This window comes from Arhodomonas sp. AD133, from assembly GCF_051195215.1.
Taxonomy (GTDB): Bacteria; Pseudomonadota; Gammaproteobacteria; order Nitrococcales; family Nitrococcaceae; genus Arhodomonas.
The window spans coordinates 59,515-78,737 of record NZ_JBNAZM010000007.1 but is presented as its reverse complement, the minus strand read 5'-3'; the positions used below and the strand labels follow the sequence as shown (position 1 = coordinate 78,737).

The following is a 19,223-nucleotide window of genomic DNA, read 5'->3' as shown; positions in this document are numbered from 1 at the left end:
CTGTCCGGTAACCGGACGCACCGCGGGCCGGGGCGAAGCCCCGGCCGGTGACGTTCCTGTGCGTTCACTCGACCACGTCGGCTTCGCTGATCTCGAAGCGAAGCTCGTCAGTGCCCTCGTCCGCGTCCACCAGTACGTGCCCGCCATGGGCAAGGCGCCCGAACAGCAGCTCGTCAGCCAACGGTCGCTTGATACGATCCTGGATGAGGCGCGCCATCGGGCGGGCCCCCATTTGCGGGTCATAGCCGTGGGTCGCCAGCCACCGGCGTCCTGTCTCGCTGACCTGGATGGTGACCTTCTTTTCTGCGAGCTGATGGCGTAGCTCGCGGACGAACTTCTCGGCCACCTGTTCGACCACGTCGGCTGCCAGCGGGTTGAACAGGATGGTCGCATCCAGGCGGTTACGGAACTCCGGCGTAAACGTCCGGCGAATCGCTTCGGTACCATCGGCGACGTGATCCTGAGGCATGAAACCGATGGACCGCCGACTCTGCTCCTCCGCGCCCGCGTTCGTGGTCATCACCAGGATCACATTACGGAAATCGGCATGCCGGCCGTTGTTGTCGGTGAGCGTGCCGTGATCCATGACCTGCAGCAGCAGGTTGAACACGTCCGGATGCGCCTTCTCGATCTCGTCGAGCAGCAACACCGAATGCGGATGCTTGATCACCTCCTCTGTGAGCAGCCCGCCCTGATCGAAGCCCACATAGCCGGGCGGCGCGCCGATCAGCCGCGAGACCGTGTGCCGCTCCATGTACTCGGACATGTCAAAGCGGATGAGGTTGATGCCCATCTGCTCAGCGAGCTGGCGGGTAACCTCGGTCTTGCCCACGCCGGTGGGGCCGGCGAAGAGGAAACTGCCCACCGGTTTGCCGGTATCGCGCAGCCCCGCACGGGACATCTTGATGGTTGCCGCAAGCGTGTTGATCGCCTCGTCCTGACCGTAGATATGGCGCTTGAGGTCACGCTCGAGTTGCTCGAGCACTCGCATGTCCGAATTCGACACCCGCTTCGGGGGAATTCGCGCCATTTTGGCGATGATCATTTCCACGTCGCCGGAGCCCACGGTCTTCTTGCGTCGCGACGGCGGCAACAGACGCAGATTCGCGCCGGCCTCATCGATCACGTCGATGGCCTTGTCCGGCAGCCGCCGATCGGTGATGTACCGTGCCGAGAGCTCGGCCGCCGCCTCCAGTGCCGGTTGCGTGTACTTCACCCCGTGATGGTTCTCGAATCGCTCCTTCAGGCCACGCAGTATCTGCACCGTCTCGGCGACGGTGGGCTCGGACACGTCGACTTTCTGGAACCGCCGCGCCAGCGCGCGGTCCTTTTCGAAGACGCTGCGGTACTCCTGATAGGTCGTCGAACCGATGCACTTGAGCTCACCGCTGGCGAGCATGGGCTTGATCAGATTCGACGCGTCCATCACCCCGCCGGAGGCGGCACCGGCACCGATGATGGTGTGGATTTCGTCGATGAACAGGATCGCGTGACGCTCCTTCTTGAGCTGGGCGAGCAATCCCTTCAGACGTTTCTCGAAATCACCGCGGTACTTGGTACCCGCCACCAGCGCGCCGAGGTCCAGGGCGTAGATGCGCGCATCCTTGAGCACGTCCGGCACGTCGCCTTCGACGATCAGCCGCGCCAGGCCTTCGGCGATGGCCGTCTTGCCCACGCCGGCCTCACCCACGTAGAGCGGGTTGTTCTTGCGGCGCCGGCATAGCACCTGAATGGTACGCTCGACCTCGTGGCGCCGGCCGATCAACGGGTCTATCCGGCCACGGGAGGCGCGCGCGTTGAGATCGGTCGCGAAGTTCTCCAGCGGTGTCTTCTGGGCCCCCTCCTGGGGCACATCCTCATCGTCCTCCTGGGAGGGGTCGGGCTCGTTGCCCTCGCCTTCACCCGGCACCTTGGAGATGCCGTGGGAGATGAAGTTCACCGCGTCCAGGCGCGAGATGTTCTGCTTGTGCAGGAAGTAGACCGCCTGCGACTCCTGCTCGCTGAAGATCGCCACCAGCACGTTCGCCCCCGTGACCTCGTTACGGCCGGAGGACTGCACGTGCAGAATCGCCCGCTGCAGCACCCGCTGAAAACCCAGGGTCGGCTGGGTCTCGCGCGTGTCATTCGGTGGCAGTAGCGGTGTGGTCTCGTCAAGGAATGCCTCGAGCTCTTCGCGCAGCTGGTCCAGATCCGCTCCGCAGGCGCGCAGCACCTCCAGCGCCGCCGGATTGTCCGTCAACGCCAACAGCAGGTGCTCCACGGTCAGAAACTCGTGGCGCTTGTCCCTCGCCTCCTTGAAGGCGAGGTTCAAAGTAAATTCAAGCTCTTTGCTCAACATGCGCCTTCACCCGGTTGCCCCGCCGTAAGGAAGTGAGGTCGTCGAATACGCGCGCCGCCCCGTCGCATGATTGGACCGGGCAATGCGCTCCCGGTTCCGATCACGCCGGCTCCATGGCGCACATCAACGGATGCTCGTTCTCACGGGCATAGTCGTTGACCTGATCGACTTTCGTTTCTGCCACGTCCCGACTGTAGACACCGCACACGCCTTTCCCGCGCGTATGCACATGCAGCATAACCTGTGTGGCCTGACTGCGGTCCATCTGGAAGAAACGCTGCAACACTTCGACGACGAACTCCATCGGCGTGTAGTCGTCGTTGAGCAGCACCACGCGAAACAGCGGCGGCCGCTTGAGCTTCGGGCGCGCCTTCTCGACAGAAACGTCCCCTTCCTTGCGGGGGTCCTTCTCGTCACTCATGGATGATAAACCGTAACTTGCCGGCAGGAGATATGGGCCTCTGAAGGAGATTTTAAAAGGTCCCAGGCCAGGAACCAACGGCCGTTTGGTACTTTGCCCAATCCATGACCGGGAATGAAAAGTGGAAAGCGGCAAGCGGCAAGCGGCAAGCGGCAAGTTGGAGGTGCCGGAGTCCGGGACTGGGTTTCCGGCCCGGGGGGAGCGACGTTCGGGGCGGCAGCGATTACGGCAGAGCCGCGTCCGCCGCGCAACTCGAGCCCCGGAAACGGAAACCAAGCATCCGGCCCCCGCGCCTGCCGACGCATTACTTTCAACTTGCCACCTGCAACCCGCCGCTCACAAAACGAAAGCCCGGCGCCTGTCGACGCCGGGCTTCTTGCGGTCGCGCTCTGACTGAGCGGGAGTGACTACTTGGCAGCTGTCTGGAACTGCTCTTCCTCGGTGGAACCGGTCATCGCGGTCACCGACGACTGCCCACCCTGGATCACCTGGGTCACCTGGTCGAAGTAACCGGCGCCCACCTCGCGCTGATGGCGCGTGGCCGTGTAGCCGTCCACCTCCGCGGCGAACTCCTCCTGCTGCAGCTCCGAGTAGGCCGACATCTGCCGCGCCTTGTAGCCCTTGGCGAGCTGGAACATGGAGTGGTTGAGGCTGTGGAAGCCGGCCAGGGTGATGAACTGGAACTTGTAGCCCATCGCCGAGAGCTCGTTCTGGAACTTGGCGATGGTCGCCTCGTCGAGCTTGCCGCGCCAGTTGAACGACGGCGAGCAGTTGTACGCCAGCAGCTGGTCCGGGTACTCCTTGCGGATCGCCTCGGCGAAGCGTTTGGCGAATGCCAGGTCGGGCGTGCCCGTCTCGCACCAAAGCAGGTCGGCATACGGCGCGTACGCCAGACCCCGGGCAATCGCCTGCTCCTCACCGGCACGGGTGCGATAGAAGCCCTCGGCGGTGCGTTCACCGGTGATGAACGGCGCATCCCGCTCGTCCGCGTCCGTGGTCAGCAGATCCGCGGCGAGCGCGTCGGTGCGCGCCACCACCAGCGTCGACGTGCCCATGGTGTCGGCGGCGAGACGCGCGGCGATGAGCTTCTGCTCCGCCTCCTGCGTCGGCACCAGCACCTTGCCGCCCATATGGCCGCACTTCTTCACCGCAGCGAGCTGGTCCTCGAAATGCACGCCGGCGGCACCGGCACGGATCATCGCCTTCATCAGCTCGAACGCGTTGAGCACGCCGCCGAAACCCGCCTCGGCGTCCGCCACGATGGGCGCGAGCCAGTCGACGCTGTCGTCCCCCTCGGCGGTGTGGATCTCGTCGGCGCGCAGCAGCGCATTGTTGATGCGCTCGACCACCGCCGGCACCGAGTTCACCGGATAGAGGGACTGATCCGGGTACATGGTCAGCCCCATATTCGCATCGGCGGCCACCTGCCAGCCGGAAAGATAGATCGCCTTGAGCCCGGCCTTGACCTGCTGCATGGCCTGGTTGCCGGTGAGCGCGCCGAGCGCGTTGACGTAATCGTCCTCCTCGTGGATCAGTCGCCAGAGCTTCTCGGCACCGAGCCGTGCGAGGGTGTAGTCGATTTTCACGGAACCGCTCAGACGAACCACTTCCTCAGCGCCGTAAGGACGCGTCACGCCCTTCCAGCGCGGATTCTCGGCCCAGTCACGCTCGATCTCACGGATCGCGGTCTGTCGATCAGTCATTGGTTGTCGCCTCCCCTGTATCGGAGCCCTCGGGCTCCGCGGTGTTTCAGGTCGTCTTTCCCATACGGCCACCGCGAGTCGATACGAGGGGTCGGCGGTTAACCGACCCTCTCCGGCCCACCGGGCAGCACTTCCATGGCTGCCCGCCCGGGAGCGGCTTCGCCCCGGGCTCGCAGTGGCGGACGGCCCTGCCCCCGACCGGATCCCGATCGGCGGCCTTCACCGCGCCCTGCATTATCGGCGGATACCCAAGCACCACGCCTCAAGCCCTTTGCAGGGTCACGGTGTGCCGTGCGGTCCGAATTAGCCCCACGACCGGCACGGCTTACCTCGGAGCATAATGCCGCGTCGCAACATTTGACAACCCTATTTCGGCAATATTCAATATTGGAAAATCTTATTATTGACCCGGGTGAGGTATTATCGTGGCTGAGAGCCCGGACCGAGTCGGCCGCATCTACTACAAGCACAATCGAATCAAGCAGCTGCGCGCATTCTGCTTCGCGGCCCAGTCGGGCAGTATTTCCAAAGCCGCGGAACGGCTGTTCCTCAGCCAGCCCTCGGTGTCGCTGCAGATCCAGGCGCTGGAACGCGAACTCGGGATCACCCTGTTCGAACGGCGGGGACCGCGTATCCGTCTTACACCGGACGGCGAGACGCTCTACGAGCTGGCGCAGCCGCTGGTCGAAGGCGTCGACGCGCTGCCCGAGCAGTTTGCGGCGCGCAGCCAGAGCCTGCATGCGGGCAGACTCGACATCGCCGCCGGCGAGTCCACGACGCTCTACATCCTGCCCGACCTGATACGAGCGTTCATGGCGCAGTACCCCGGCGTCCACGTGAAGCTCCACAATCTCCAGGGGCGCGAGCTCTGCCAGGCCATCCGCCAGGACGAGGTCGATTTCGCCGTGGGCTCCATGCTCGACCTGCCCGACGATATCAACTATCGCGCGGTCTACTCGTACGGCCTGTCGCTGATCACGCCGTTGGACCATCCGCTAGCGAAGAAGGACATCATCAGCCTCGAGGATCTCGCCAACGGCGAGCTCATCGTCCCGCCGCGCCAGCTAACGACATGGCGGCTGATCAACCTCGTATTCCAGCAGCATAGCGTTCCCTACAAGGTACGTCTCGAGGTCGGCGGCTGGGAAATCATCAAGCGATACGTGGAGCTCGGCTTCGGCATCGCGATCGCGAGTAACATCTGCCTCACCGGCGCCGAGCAGATCGCGGTCCGCTCTCTGCCGGACCTTTTTCCACGCCGCACCTACGGCGTCATGACCCGCCGCGGCAAGTTCCTCTCGGCGCAGGCCAAGCGCTTCATCGAACTGATGAAGCCCGACTTCTTCGAGCCCGAGGCCGGCGAGCGCCCCCACCCTGCCACGCCGGTGAGCGAGAACGTCTTCATCGCCGCCGATGACGAGGGTGGACCGCCACACAATGACTAGTGTCCTGAATCAGGGCGCTAGCGTCCGCACCGGCATTGAGTCCAGCGCGGCAACCGAACGCCTCGGTTGATCGCGCGTGCGCGACGCACGACCCTACCCGGACAGCTGACAGGTCCAACGCGGAGCGCCCGGGACATGCCTACAGATGCCGAGCAATGGAAACCCCACGTAACCGTCGCCGCGGTGATCACCGACGGCGAGCGCTTTCTCCTGGTCGAGGAGGTCATCGACGGCGCGCTGCGGCTCAATCAGCCCGCCGGTCATCTCGAACCCGGTGAAAGCCTGATACAGGCCGTGCGCCGTGAAGCACTGGAAGAAGCCGCCGTCGACATCGAGCCCACCGGGATCGTCGGCATCTACCGCTGGCGCCACCCCCACAAGGGGACCACGTTCCTGCGCACCACCTTTGCCGCCCGCACGGTGCGAACCCACCCCGGACGTGCCCTCGATGCGGAGATCCAGCGCACGATATGGCTCACCCGTGACGAGATCCTGAGCGCCGGCGAACGCCTGCGCAGCCCGATGGTTCTGCGCTCGGTGGACGACTTCCTGGCCGGCCACGACTATCCCCTGGCGTTGCTGCGCGAGGTGGACTGAGCGCGTGTTATCCTCCTGCACCTGAACTCGACGAGCGGTAAGCGTGGGACAGTGACTGCCGAGCGAATCATCGTTGGCCTATCGGGCGGTGTCGATTCCGCCGTTGCGGCCCTGCGCCTGCTGGATCAGGGGCACCGGGTCGAGGGTCTTTTCATGAAGAACTGGGAAGACGACGACACCGACACCCATTGCACCGCGGCCGACGATCTGGACGACGCCAAGCAGGTGTGCGAGACGCTGGGCATTCCGCTGCATCAGGCCAATTTCGCCGCGGAATACCGCGCGGAGGTCTTCGAGCACTGCCTGCAGGAATACCGCGCCGGGCGCACCCCCAATCCGGACATCCTCTGCAACCAGCGCATCAAGTTCCGCGCCTTCCTGGACCACGCGCTGCGTCTGGGCGCCGACCGCGTCGCCACCGGCCACTATGCCGGCATCGGCAAACGCGATGGCCGCCTGACCCTGATGCGGGGCGCGGATGCCAACAAGGATCAGACCTACTTTCTGTACACGCTCGGGCAGCGCCACCTCGAGCGCGCCTGCTTCCCCCTCGCGGAACTGGAAAAATCACAGGTGCGGGATCAGGCCGAAGCGGCGGGATTCGACAACTTCGACAAAAAGGACAGCACCGGCATCTGCTTCATCGGCGAACGCGATTTCCGTGCCTTTCTCTCGCGCTACATCGCGAGTGACCCGGGCGATATGGTGACCCCCGAAGGGGTCGTGGTGGGCAGACACTCGGGGCTCGCCTTCTACACCATCGGCCAGCGCCGCGGTCTCGACCTCGGTGGCCTGGCCGGCCACGGCGAGGGAGCCTGGTACGTGGTGGACAAGGACATCGATGCCAACCGCCTGATGGTCGCCCAGGGCCATGACCATCCCCGGCTCATGAGCGAGGGCCTGATCGCCACGACGCTCTCGTGGGTCGACGGCCGGGGGCCGAACGGACCGCTGCGCTGCACCGCCAAGACCCGCTACCGTCAGCCGGACCAGGCGTGCACGCTGCAGCCACACGGCGATGAGGTCCTGGTAGGCTTCGACGTCCCCCAGCGCGCGGTGGCACCGGGGCAGTCCGTGGTGTTCTACGACGGCGCGCGCTGCCTCGGCGGCGGCGTCATTCGCGAGCGGCTCGCCGAAGCGCCGCAGGGAGTCGCCCGTGGCGTCGCATGATCGTGACCAGGCGCTCGCTCTCGCCGGCGTACTCCAGGCCCTGGAACAGGTGCGCGCGATTGCCACACACGGCCACGGCGACAGGCGCCGGATGCTGCCATGCCTGAATGCACTGCTCGGCACACTCGACGATGACATAGCCAGCCTCTTCGGGGGCCGCGAATCGCTGCACCCCGGGCTGCGCCTGCTGGTGGACCACCTCAGCGACCCCCGGGAAGCGACCTACACGCGTTATCTGGTGAATATTCTTCACCTGGAGCGGCGTCTCAACCGCGACCAGGCGCTTTTCCGCCGCCTCGTCTCCGGCCTGCGCACCGCCGCCGAGCAGGCGGAGTATTTCGGCTCGCCCGCCCATGACAACGTGATCCGCAACCTCGGCGATCTCTACACCGAAACAGTGAGCAAGGTCCGCCCGCGGATCATCGTCCAGGGGGAGCGCGCCTACCTCGAAGACGAACGTAATGCCGCCACCATTCGTGCGCTGCTGCTCTGCGCCCTGCGCGCCGCCGCGCTGTGGCGCCAGGCCGGCGGGGGCCGCATGAGGCTGCTGCTGGGGCGCCAGCAGCTGCTCACCAGCGCCCGCGAGCAACTCGCCACGACCTGACCCCAGCGGCGTCGCCCGCCATCCCGCCACCCACGTCAGCCGGGCGCCTATACTGTCGGGCGCCCACCGGCACGCCGGGGATCAGTACACGTCTTCAATGGCGACGATCGGCCTGATGCACTGCCACACCAATACTTTCCTCGTGTATCATAGGCTGCGCTTTAGGGTAGGCCACGGCATCACGTCCCCAGCCGTGGCCGCTGCCGGGACCGACCCGGCCGCCAGGCAAGGCCGGAATCAGGCGAACCGGCCGGGCACGGCGGCGGCCACCCGGCCGGGGACGACGGCACGACAGGCCCGCGCGCGAAGCACCTGCGAGCACTGCGGGCCGCAAACCAACAAGCAGTACGCCGGCGCCCGGTTCCGGCATGGCGACGGTAACCGGGGCCCAAGGCCCAACTGCCCGCAAATGCATCGGGAGGTACAATGAGCAACAGCTTCAATGCCAAATCCACGCTGGAGGTCGGCGATCGCTCCTACGAGATCTATCGCCTGGACGCCCTCAAGGGCGAGCACGACGTCGACCGCCTCCCCTACTCGCTGAAGGTCCTGCTGGAGAACCTCCTGCGCAAGGAGGACGGGCAGAACGTCACCGCCGAGCACGTGAAGTCGCTGCTTGCCTGGAACCCCAAGGCCGAGCCCTCGGATCAGATCGCGTTCACCCCCGCCCGGGTCGTGCTGCAGGACTTCACCGGCGTGCCGGCCGTCGTCGACCTCGCTGCCATGCGCGACGCCATGCAGACGCTCGGAGGCGACCCGAACCTGATCAACCCGCTGGAGCCGGCAGACCTGGTGATCGACCACTCCGTGATGGTGGACCATTACGGCAAGCCGGATTCCCTCGATCTCAACACCAAGATCGAGTTCAAGCGCAACGAGGAACGTTACAAGTTCCTGCGCTGGGGCCAGAAGGCGTTTTCGAACTTCCGTGTCGTGCCGCCGGGCACGGGCATCGTCCACCAGGTGAACCTGGAGTACCTCGCCAAGGGCGTGATGACCAAGGAGCTCGACGGCCGGACCCAGGCCTACCCTGACACCCTGGTGGGCACCGACTCCCATACCACGATGATCAACGGCCTCGGCGTACTGGGCTGGGGCGTGGGCGGCATCGAAGCCGAGGCGGCGATGCTCGGCCAGCCCATCACGATGCTCGTGCCCCAGGTCGTCGGTTTCAAGCTGAACGGCAAGCTGCCGGAGGGCGCCACCGCCACGGACCTGGTGCTCACCGTCACGCAGATGCTTCGCCAGAAGGGCGTGGTGGGCAAGTTCGTCGAATTCTACGGCGACGGCCTGGACAACCTTCCCCTCGCCGACCGCGCCACCATCGCCAATATGGCGCCGGAGTACGGTGCCACCTGCGGCATCTTCCCCATCGACGCCGAGACCCTGCGCTACATGGAGCTCTCCGGCCGCGACGAGGAGACCCTGGCGCTGGTGGAAGCTTATGCGAAGGCTCAGGGGATGTGGCGCGAGACCGGCGCCCGCGAGGCAGAGTACACCGATACCCTGGAGCTCGACCTGGGCGAGGTGGTGCCGAGCATCGCCGGTCCCAAGCGGCCCCAGGACCGCATTGCGGTCACCAACGCCAAGCCGGCCTTCCTGGACATGCTGGAGCACGAGCTCGATCTGCGTGGCGCTCTGCCCCACAACACCGACGAGGAACGCTTCGAGGGCGAAGGCGGTCAGGCCGCCGCCGGTGCCGAGAACTGGCACGAGCGCGGTGCGGTCGAGGTGGAGCTCGACGGCGAGAAGCACTGGCTCAACCACGGTGACGTGGTAATCGCCGCGATAACCTCCTGCACCAACACGTCCAACCCGGCTGTGCTGGTAGCCGCGGGGCTGGTCGCGAAGAAAGCCCACGAGCTCGGGCTCAAGACCAAGCCCTGGGTGAAAACTTCCCTCGCCCCCGGCTCCCAGGTGGTGCCAGCGTACCTGGAGGACGCCGGACTGATGCCGCACCTGCAGGCACTCGGCTTCGACTTGGTGGGCTTCGGTTGCACAACATGCATCGGCAACTCCGGTCCGCTGCCGGACGCCATCAGTGAGGCCATCCGCGAGGGCGACCTGATCGTCTCCTCCGTGCTCTCCGGCAACCGCAACTTCGAAGGCCGCATCCACCAGGACGTGCGTACCAACTACCTGGCGTCGCCGCCGCTGGTGGTCGCCTACGCGCTTGCAGGTTCCATGGCCAAGGACCTCTACAATGAGCCCCTCGGCCAGGACAGCAACGGCAACGACGTCTACCTCAAGGATATCTGGCCGAGCCAGCAGGAAATCGCCGAGCTGGTGGGCGAGAAGATCTCGCGGCAGATGTTCCGCAGTAGCTACGAGGACGTCTTTGCCGGCTCCGAAACCTGGCGCAAGCTACCGGTGCCGGAGGGCGAGATCTACGAGTGGCCCGATTCCACCTACGTGAAGAACCCGCCGTACTTCGAAGGCATGGGATTGGAGCCCGAGGGCGTGGCGGCGATCAGCGGCGCTCGCTGCCTGGTGAAGGTGGGTGACTCCATCACCACCGACCACATCTCGCCGGCCGGTGCGATCAAGCCGGACAGCCCGGCGGGCCGTTACCTCCAGGAGCAGGGCGTACAGCCGACGGACTTCAATAGCTACGGCTCCCGCCGCGGCAACCACGAGGTGATGATGCGGGGCACGTTCGCCAACGTACGGCTGAAAAACCTGCTCGCCCCCGGCACCGAGGGCAGCTGGACGACGCACTTCCCGAGCGGCGAACGCACCAGCATCTACGATGCGGCGATGCGCTACAAGGAGGCACAGACCCCGCTCATGGTCATCGCCGGCAAGGAGTACGGCACCGGCTCCAGCCGTGACTGGGCCGCCAAGGGCACCCGCCTGCTCGGCGTGCACGCGGTGATCGCCCAGAGCTACGAGCGCATCCACCGCTCCAACCTGGTCGGTTTCGGTGTGCTGCCGCTGCAATTCAAGGAGGGTGAGAGCGCCGACAGCCTGGGGCTTACCGGCGAGGAGGTCTTCGAGATCGGCGGGCTCGACGGCGAGCCGTCCGCAGTCAAAGTCACCGCGAAGGCGGACGACGGCAAGACCACGGAGTTCGAAGCCGTGGTGCGTATCGACACCCCGACCGAGTGGGACTACTACCGCAACGGCGGCATCCTTCACTACGTGCTCCGCGAGCTGGCGCAGAAGGGGCAGGCCGCCTGAGGCGAGCCCCGCTATCGAAGCAACACGAAACGAAGCCCGGACGCCCGGGCTTCGTTTTTTTCCGGATCAGTGCATACGCCGGGATGCCCGCATGGGCAACGCCATTGCCGACGCATTCACTCCCCTGGCAGCGGCACCCGTAGCAGATGTTCGCGATAGTAGCGCAGCTCCGCGATGGAATCGCGGATATCGTCCAGCGCCAGGTGAGTACTGCGCTTGGAGAACCCCCGCAGAATCTCCGGCGCCCAGCGTTTCGCGAGCTCCTTCAGTGAGCTCACGTCCAGATTGCGGTAGTGGAAATACTGTTCGAGCTCCGGCATGCAACGATGGAGAAAACGCCGGTCCTGACAAATGCTGTTGCCGCACATGGGCGAGGAACGCGGCGGCACCCATTGACGCAGGAAGTCCAGGGTACGGCGCTCTGCCTCCGCCTCGTCGACCCGGCTCTGACGCACGCGATCGATCAGCCCCGAGTTGCCATGCTGCTTGGTGTTCCACTCATCCATCGCATTGAGCAGCTCGTCGCGCTGATGAATGGCGAACACGGGGCCTTCGGCGAGAATGTTGAGATACTTGTCGGTAACGATGGTGGCGATCTCGATCACCTGATCCCGGTCCGTGTCGAGCCCGGTCATCTCCAGGTCGATCCAGATCAGGTTGTCGGCGGATAGCGGCATGCCTTGCCTCTCGTGGCGGGATGGGTCCATTGGAATTGAGCGGCATTCTAGCAAACGCTATCCTGACCTGCTGTCGCGCGGCGACATACGTGAGGGAAGCGAAGATCATAGCGACGATACGCGCAATGCCGGTACGCATCGCCGCCGGCCGACACCACCAACGAACCTTGGGCCGGCGCCGCCTTGCCTGACCCCATCCAGGGCCGGGTCGTCGTGAGCTACGGTCGCGAGGTGATCGTGGAGACCGGCGACGGCGGGCTGACGGCCTGTCTGATGCGGCGACGCGGCGGCGAACGCCCGGTCTGCGGTGACGTGGTGTCCTGGCGTCCGACGGGTGACGCCGGCGGCGTCATCGAGCGCGTCGAGCCACGCACGACTCTCATCGAGCGCGGGGATTTCCGTGGCAGGCCGCGACCACTGGCGGCGAACGTGGACGTCATGATAATGGTCGTCGCCGAGCCACCCGGGGCGGACACGACCCTCATCGACCGCTATCTGGCCCTCGCCGGGCACGTGGGCCTCGCCACCGTGCTGCTCGTGAACAAGGCGGATCGTCTCGACGAAACGGGCCGCGAGCGCCTGGAACACACTCTCGCCTTCTACCGCGAGGAGCTCGCGCAGCCGCTCGTGTTCGCGAGCGCACGCGACAGCGACGGCCTGGACGATCTGAGCGAGCACCTGCAAGCGCGCACGGCCATCTTCGTCGGACACTCGGGGGTGGGCAAGTCGTCACTGGTCAACGCCCTGGTACCCGAGCTCGACTTGCGTATCGGCGCGCTGTCCGCGACAAGCGGCCAAGGGCGCCACACCACGACGGCCACGACCCTGTTCCACCTACCGCACGGCGGCCACATCATCGACTCACCGGGCGTGCGCACGCTGCGCCTGGATCACCTCCCCCGCAGCGCGGTAATGCGCGCCTTCCCCGAGGTGGAACGCCACCGCCATGCCTGCCGGTTCAACGACTGCCGCCACAATGGCGAACCCGGCTGCGCTGTCGCAGGAGCACTGGAGCGCGGGGAAATCCCCCCGGAGCGCTACCACAGCCTGCAGACACTGCTCGCCGAGGCCTCATAAGTCAGGGGATCCGGTCCAGAGAAGAAACACAAAGAAACCGAGAAAAACGCAGAAAACCGCCATTTTCCTCACCCCCGGCATACCGCATGCCCCAATAGCCTATCCCCCTCCACGACACTGCGAGAGGGGGAACGCGATGACACATTGGGCCAGCACTATAATCGGAGTGGTCGCTACTGTCGTAACGGTGCTGCCGCCACATTCGCTTCGTAGCATTCGCGCATCCGTATTCGTGCTCGCTACGCTTTTCTCGCCGAGGCGGCCTGGATCAAGGACGGAACGCACGGACACCCGCTACCGATAGGACTGCCGGCCCGCGAACGCGTGGGAAAGGGTACCAGCGTCGACGTATTCCAGCTCGCCGCCCAGCGGCACGCCGTGAGCGATACGGCTCACGGCGATGCCGTGCTCGCCGGCCATCTCGGCGACGTACTGTGCCGTCGCTTCGCCCTCGACGGTCGGGTTCACCGCCAGGATGATCTCGCGCACCTCGCCTGCGGCGAAACGCTGCTCCAGCGCATCGAGCCCCAGCTCCGCCGGCCCGATACCATCCAGGGGCGACAGCAGCCCCTTGAGCACGAAGTAAACGCCGCCGTAATCCGTCGCCTCGTCCAGGGCGTACACGTCCGACGGATTCTCGACGATGCACAACACACCGCGATCACGGCGGCCGCTCGCGCAGATGCCGCAGACCGACTCCTCGGTGAGGATGCGGCATTCGCGGCACTCGCCGACACGCTCGGCCGCCGCCTCGATGGCGCGGGCGAGACGCCGGGCGCCATCGCGATCGCGCTGGAGCAGATGCAGCGTCATGCGCTGGGCGGATTTACGCCCCACCCCGGGCAGGCAGCGCAGAGCCTCCATGAGCTCCGAAACCAGCGGTGAAAAACTCATCGGCGCCCTCAGAACGGCAGATTGAGCCCCGGCGGCAGACCCATGCCCTGAGTCATGCCTTCCATCTTCTCCTTGCTCACCCGCTCGAGCTTCTGCGCCGCATCGTTGAAGGCGGCGGCCACGAGGTCCTCGACCATCTCGCGATCGTCGTAGACGCTCTCGTCGATAGCCACGCGCCGGACCTCGTGGCGCCCGGTCATTACCACCGACACCATGCCACCGCCGGCTTCACCGGTAATCTCCATGTTCTGAAGCTCTTCCTGGGCCTTCTGCAGTTTCTCCTGCATCTGCTGGGCCTGCTTCATCATGTTGCCGATGCCACCTTTCATGATCGTCTCTCCGGTTTGCTCGGGCCGCTGCGCGGCCGTGTCGTTCAGTCCAGCGGCCGTACACTCTCGTGCACGACCTCCGCGCCGAAGGTTTCCCTGAAAGCGGCCACGTTGGGGTCGCTTTCGATGCTGCGCTCAGCCGCCTGCTGCTGCGCCTCGGCTTCCCGCTGGTGCGCCTGGGCCGGCGTTTCACCGTGGACTTCGCCCAACTGGATGTCCAGGCGCAAGGCTTCGCCGAAATAGTCGCTCACCGCCTTGGCAAGGCGATCACGCATGGTGTCGTTGACCAGGTGGCGATGCCCCTCTTCGATGCAGAGAATCACCCGGTCACCATCGCGGCCTCCCCAATCACAGTGCTGCGCCAGCGCTCGCGCCATACCCCCGACTCGCAATTGGGAAACCACCTGGGGCCAATCCACCGCCCCGTCTCCGGCACTCGCCGGTCGCCTCGCCCCGGTAGGCGTCACGCCGTCCGCGTCGCTCGCCCTCTCCTCCGGTTCTGCCGGTGGCAGCTCGGGGGGCGGCGATGCGTCCGCGGGACGCTCCTCGAGTGGCGCTGTTCCGGAACCGACACCGGCGGACTCCGTTGCCGATGACGGCGCGCGCGTTTGCGGCCGCGGCGCCGCGGATGGCGGCGACGGTGGCCCGGTCGGCGTGCGCTTGCTTGGCGTTGACGACGCGGGGGCCCCCGCCGCTCCCCCCGCCGACACTGATGCCGCAGGCCGGAACGCCAGCATGCGCAGTACCGCCATTTCGAAACCGGTACGCGCATCCGGCGCCAGTGGCAGATCGCGGCGACCGTGGAGCGCTATCTGGTAGAAGAGCTGAACGTCTTCGGGCGTAAGCCGCTCGGCAAGCGCGGCGAAACGTTCCCGCTCCGGATCACCGTCATCGACGGAAGCCGGCGCCAGTTGAATAACAGTCAGCCGGTGCAATGCGGCCAGCATTTCGGCCATGGCATCGCCGAAATCCGGTGCCCGTTCGGCCATCCGACCGACGATCTCCAGAAGCGCGGCAGCATCCTCGTCGGCCAGGGCCTCCAGCAACGCCAGCACGAACTCGCCGTCCAGGCTGCCGAGCATGGCCCGGACATCGTCATCCGCGAGCGATCCGCCGCCGAAACCGAGTGCCTGGTCCATGAGACTCAACGCATCGCGCATGCTCCCGTCGGCAGCACGAGCGAGCCGTTCCACCGCCGTCACTTCCGCGTCGATACCCTCTCTATCCAGGATAGCGGTGAGATGATCGCGGATCAGGCTCGCCGGCAGATGCTTGAGGTTGAACTGCAGGCAACGCGAGAGAATCGTCACCGGCAGCTTCTGCGGATCGGTGGTCGCGAGCAGGAACTTCACATGGGGCGGCGGCTCCTCCAGCGTCTTCAGCAACGCATTGAAGCTGTGCCGCGAGAACATGTGAACCTCGTCGATGAGGTAGATCTTGTAGCGCCCGCGGGTGGGTGTGTACTGGACGTTGTCCAGCAGCTCGCGGGTATCGTCCACACCGGTGCGCGAGGCCGCGTCCACCTCGATGAGGTCGACGAAGCGGCCCTGATCGATCTCGCGGCAGGCCTCGCACTCGCCGCAGGGCTCCGGGGTAACGCCCTTGCCTTCACAATTCAGGCACTTGGTGAAAATCCGGGCGATGGTGGTCTTGCCCACGCCGCGGGTGCCGGTGAACAGGTAGGCATGATGGAGGCGTTCATTGGCGATGCCATTGGCAAGCGCGCGCAGTACGTGCGCCTGTCCGGCCATTTCCGCGAACGTGCGCGGCCGATACTTGCGGGCGAGAACCTGATAGGCCATTCGGAATCCGGCGGCTTCGGGGAGCGTCGCCGGATTGTACTAACGTTTCGCCGAACTTTGCCATGCTAAACGGCCGCCCACGGCGGTCACCTCGGCACTGCGGCGGGTAGCGGGGTGGTCAGCGCACCGGGTTCACGGCGGTGACGTCGGCCTTGATTACCGACTGCTCGGCGATGAGCTCGTTCACGATGGCGCGGCTGTTCCTGTAATGCTCGGTTTCCTTGTGCAAGGCGAGCGCCTCGGGACTGTCGTAGATCTCGTAGAGGTAAACCAGACCCGGTGTATCGCGGTCTTCGAGCACGTCGAACACGTGGCAGCCCGGCTCCTCGCGCACCGACGCGGCGGCGTTCTCCAGCGTCGCCTCCATGAACGCCTCACGCACGCCTTCCTTGAGCTGTGTCTTCACGACTACTAATCCGATCACAGGTAATGCCACGTGTCAGAGCGCTTGTGCGGTTCGGCTGCTAGGCGCGCGAGCGAAGGCGTGGCGAGGCTCACGTCGAGTGAGCGCAACGCCGCGGCCGGGCCGCACAAGCACTCCCTTCGGGCGAGCCTGTCGGGCACTCTCGCGGCGTTGCTCGTCGCTCATGTAGGCCTTGCTACACCACGCTCCTCGCGCCTTGAGAGAGTGCCCGACAGGCTCGCTGACATGTGGCATTACCTGTGATCGGATTAGTATGCAGTACATGGCTCCTCCCATGGGGTCGTCGCCGGAATTTGGTCGTTCCGCCAGCGATTCTATAGGATGAGTTTCCACTTAGTAAAAATACCATCCATACAGGAGGAACCATGAGCGACCGCCCGCCACGTTTCAACGGCATGCGCCATATCGCCCTGCAGGTCCGCAATCTCGAAGAGTGCGAGCGCTTCTACGTGCAAGTCCTGGGCATGGACGTGCTACGCCGTGCTCACGAGAATCTCGTCTATCTGACCCTCGGCAACGACAATCTCTCGCTGGGGCGCCTCAGGACCGGCACGCCGAACGAACCCCAGCGTCTCGATCATTTCGGCTTCGTGGTGGACCGCCGCGAGGACGTGGACGCCTGGTACGAATACGTACGCTCCCAAAATGTGGAAACAACATCCAAACCGCACGATCACGCCGACGGCGCACGCAGCTTCTACTGCCTGGATCCGGCGGGCAACACCATTCAGCCGCTCTACCACCCCACGATCTCGGGGCAGCGATTCAGTAAGCCGGGGCAATGAACGGAAGCGACGGGCCACCCCCGTCGCACCCACGAACGCACGTACCAGCCAGGGGTTCCTTGCCGGTAAGGTCATGGCGGGAGAAATAGATGGAGGCGGCGACGCCAGCCACACCCCGGCGCCCGAGTCCACTGCTACCGCTGCTCCCTTCCGGGCCTGACGGGGTTCGCAGCTTATCGTCGCGGGGGGACCGACGCCTCCGCCACTGCTGGGCTGCTCGATGACGAGCAGGCGCAGAGAGTAGCAGTATCGCCGCTACCACACAAACGCCCGTGACAACTCGCGCTCGCCACGCCATCATAGCGCGCTTTCGCCGGCCACGGCGCGAGCGCGCCCCGCCGATTCCCACATCCGTTGAAGAACACAGCAACCCCCATGAATGCCGTAATCCTCGCCGTTGTCGTGATGGTCGGCCTGAGCCTGGCGCGTGTATCCGTGATTTTCGCTCTGGTCGCCGCCGCCCTGGTCGGCGGACTCACGGCCGACATGCCGATCGCCGAGATTCTCTCCGCCTTCAACGACGGCCTCGGCGGCGGCGCCGAGATCGCCCTCGCCTACGCCACTCTGGGCGCATTCGCGGTCGCCCTGTCGCGTTCCGGTCTTCCCGAGACTCTGGCCGCCACCGTCATCCGCCGCCTTCACGGCGGCGACAGTCCCGGCGCGAGAGCCGCCGTGAAGTACACGCTGCTCGCCGCGCTCCTCGGCGCCGGCGTCCTCTCGCAGAACGCCATTCCGGTGCATATCGCGTTCATCCCGATCCTGGTGCCGCCGCTGCTGCACGTCATGAACCGCATCGGCATCGACCGGCGCGCGGTCGCCTGCGTGCTCACCTTCGGCGTCACCGCGCCATACATGTTGCTTCCCGTGGGCTTCGGGGCCATTTTTCTCGAGGACATACTCATCGCCAATATCAACCAGGCTGGTGAGGCGAGCGGATTCTCGGTGAATGCCGCCACCGCACCCACGGCCATGCTGGTCCCCGTCGCCGGCATGGTGGTCGGACTGATCACCGCCGTGTTTGCCACCTACCGCGGGCGGCGCGACTACGAGGACCGGGACACGGTGGAGGCCGCCCACGCGCCCTCGGATGAGCACGACCGCGGCCGACTGCCCATCGTCATGGCCGCCGCGGCAGCCGCACTCACCCTGGGGGTACAGCTGTACACGGACTCGATGATCCTCGGCGCGCTGTTCGGTTTCGCGGTGCTGTCGGTAACGGGGATCTTTCACTGGCGCGAGGCGGACGACGTATTCACCGCCGGCGTACGCATGATGGCGTTGATCGGGTTCATCATGATCGCCGCCTCGGGCTTCGCCTCGGTGATGCAGGCCACCGGGGAGATCGAGACCCTGGTGCGGAGCTCCGTCGAGCTGATCGGCGACAACCGCTCGCTCGCGGCCCTGATCATGCTCACGGTGGGGCTGTTCATCACGCTGGGGATCGGCTCGTCGTTCTCCACGATCCCGATCATCGCCGCCATCTACGTGCCGCTGGCACAGGCGTTCGGCTTCTCGCCGCTGGCCACGGTCTGCCTGGTCGGCACCGCCGCCGCGCTCGGCGACGCCGGCTCGCCCGCTTCGGATTCGACTCTCGGCCCGACCGCCGGCCTCGATGCGGACGACCAGCACGACCATATCTGGGATACGGTCGTGCCGACGTTCCTCCACTACAACATCCCGCTGCTCATCTTCGGCTGGATCGGCGCCATCAGCCTGTAGTCTCCGGCTCCGCTTGCACCTCGTCGCCGATCACATCACGCATCGGTACCCGCTTGCG

At 65.6% G+C, this 19,223-nt stretch carries 16 protein-coding genes and 1 other RNA gene; 8 read left to right on the top strand and 9 right to left on the bottom strand.

The genetic code is table 11. From position 1 onward, the window contains the following. Positions 1-64: 64 nt before the first annotated feature. The 3 genes from clpA to aceA form a co-directional block, all read right to left on the bottom strand. Complete coding sequence (clpA, locus tag ACPEES_RS06345) at positions 65-2,338, bottom strand: ATP-dependent Clp protease ATP-binding subunit ClpA (RefSeq protein ID WP_435102189.1); 2,274 nt, start codon at positions 2,336-2,338, stop codon at positions 65-67. Between the two features lie 100 nt (positions 2,339-2,438). Next, positions 2,439-2,759: an ATP-dependent Clp protease adapter ClpS gene (gene clpS / locus ACPEES_RS06340; protein WP_435102186.1), complete on the bottom strand. Its 321-nt coding sequence runs from the start codon at positions 2,757-2,759 to the stop codon at positions 2,439-2,441. Between the two features lie 407 nt (positions 2,760-3,166). Next, positions 3,167-4,462 (bottom strand): isocitrate lyase, encoded by a 1,296-nt coding sequence (aceA, locus tag ACPEES_RS06335; RefSeq protein ID WP_435102184.1) that lies wholly within the window; start codon positions 4,460-4,462, stop codon positions 3,167-3,169. Between the two features lie 425 nt (positions 4,463-4,887). Between aceA and ACPEES_RS06330 the strand changes: the two genes are divergently transcribed. From ACPEES_RS06330 to acnA, 5 genes are all read left to right on the top strand, one after another. Further along, on the top strand, positions 4,888-5,907 hold the full coding sequence (locus ACPEES_RS06330; protein ID WP_435102182.1) for a LysR family transcriptional regulator: 1,020 nt from the start codon (positions 4,888-4,890) through the stop codon (positions 5,905-5,907). Between the two features lie 135 nt (positions 5,908-6,042). After that, positions 6,043-6,504: an NUDIX hydrolase gene (locus tag ACPEES_RS06325; protein ID WP_435102180.1), complete on the top strand. Its 462-nt coding sequence runs from the start codon at positions 6,043-6,045 to the stop codon at positions 6,502-6,504. Positions 6,505-6,555: 51 nt separating this feature from the next. After that, the gene (mnmA, locus tag ACPEES_RS06320) at positions 6,556-7,674 is read left to right on the top strand and encodes a tRNA 2-thiouridine(34) synthase MnmA (protein WP_435102178.1); all 1,119 of its coding nucleotides are present in this window, start codon (positions 6,556-6,558) and stop codon (positions 7,672-7,674) included. Beyond that, positions 7,661-8,278 (top strand): high frequency lysogenization protein HflD, encoded by a 618-nt coding sequence (gene hflD, locus ACPEES_RS06315; RefSeq protein ID WP_435102176.1) that lies wholly within the window; start codon positions 7,661-7,663, stop codon positions 8,276-8,278. Before mnmA ends, hflD begins: the two co-directional genes overlap by 14 nt. Positions 8,279-8,704: 426 nt before the next feature. After that, the gene (gene acnA, locus ACPEES_RS06310; RefSeq protein WP_435102174.1) at positions 8,705-11,458 is read left to right on the top strand and encodes an aconitate hydratase AcnA; all 2,754 of its coding nucleotides are present in this window, start codon (positions 8,705-8,707) and stop codon (positions 11,456-11,458) included. A gap of 116 nt (positions 11,459-11,574) precedes the next feature. Here the strand turns inward: acnA and orn are convergent, their stop codons facing one another. Then, positions 11,575-12,135: an oligoribonuclease gene (orn, locus tag ACPEES_RS06305; protein ID WP_435102172.1), complete on the bottom strand. Its 561-nt coding sequence runs from the start codon at positions 12,133-12,135 to the stop codon at positions 11,575-11,577. Positions 12,136-12,318: 183 nt separating this feature from the next. Between orn and rsgA the strand changes: the two genes are divergently transcribed. Next, positions 12,319-13,212 (top strand): ribosome small subunit-dependent GTPase A, encoded by an 894-nt coding sequence (gene rsgA / locus ACPEES_RS06300; RefSeq protein WP_435102170.1) that lies wholly within the window; start codon positions 12,319-12,321, stop codon positions 13,210-13,212. 294 nt (positions 13,213-13,506) lie between these two features. On the opposite strand, the gene recR is transcribed toward rsgA, so the two are convergent. The 4 genes from recR to ACPEES_RS06280 all read right to left on the bottom strand — a co-directional run bounded on the left by recR (position 13,507) and on the right by ACPEES_RS06280 (position 16,643). Then, positions 13,507-14,106, bottom strand: coding sequence for a recombination mediator RecR (recR, locus tag ACPEES_RS06295; RefSeq protein WP_435102168.1), 600 nt, complete (start codon positions 14,104-14,106; stop codon positions 13,507-13,509). A gap of 8 nt (positions 14,107-14,114) precedes the next feature. Then, positions 14,115-14,438 (bottom strand): YbaB/EbfC family nucleoid-associated protein, encoded by a 324-nt coding sequence (locus ACPEES_RS06290; protein ID WP_435102374.1) that lies wholly within the window; start codon positions 14,436-14,438, stop codon positions 14,115-14,117. A gap of 41 nt (positions 14,439-14,479) precedes the next feature. Beyond that, positions 14,480-16,237 (bottom strand): DNA polymerase III subunit gamma/tau, encoded by a 1,758-nt coding sequence (dnaX, locus tag ACPEES_RS06285; protein ID WP_435102166.1) that lies wholly within the window; start codon positions 16,235-16,237, stop codon positions 14,480-14,482. A 118-nt stretch (positions 16,238-16,355) separates the two neighbouring features. Beyond that, positions 16,356-16,643 carry a putative quinol monooxygenase gene (locus tag ACPEES_RS06280; RefSeq protein ID WP_435102164.1) on the bottom strand — a complete coding sequence of 96 codons (288 nt, stop codon included), beginning with the start codon at positions 16,641-16,643 and terminating at the stop codon, positions 16,356-16,358. A 383-nt stretch (positions 16,644-17,026) separates the two neighbouring features. Between ACPEES_RS06280 and ACPEES_RS06275 the strand changes: the two genes are divergently transcribed. Next, a complete protein-coding gene (locus ACPEES_RS06275) occupies positions 17,027-17,446 on the top strand; it encodes a VOC family protein (RefSeq protein ID WP_435102162.1) in 420 nt (139 codons plus the stop codon). Between the two features lie 99 nt (positions 17,447-17,545). Here ACPEES_RS06275 and ffs read toward each other — a convergent pair. Next, positions 17,546-17,642: signal recognition particle sRNA small type (gene ffs / locus ACPEES_RS06270), an RNA gene on the bottom strand. A 179-nt stretch (positions 17,643-17,821) separates the two neighbouring features. Here ffs and ACPEES_RS06265 point away from each other — a divergent pair. Then, positions 17,822-19,165: a Na+/H+ antiporter family protein gene (locus tag ACPEES_RS06265; protein ID WP_435102160.1), complete on the top strand. Its 1,344-nt coding sequence runs from the start codon at positions 17,822-17,824 to the stop codon at positions 19,163-19,165. Positions 19,166-19,223 lie beyond the last annotated feature (58 nt).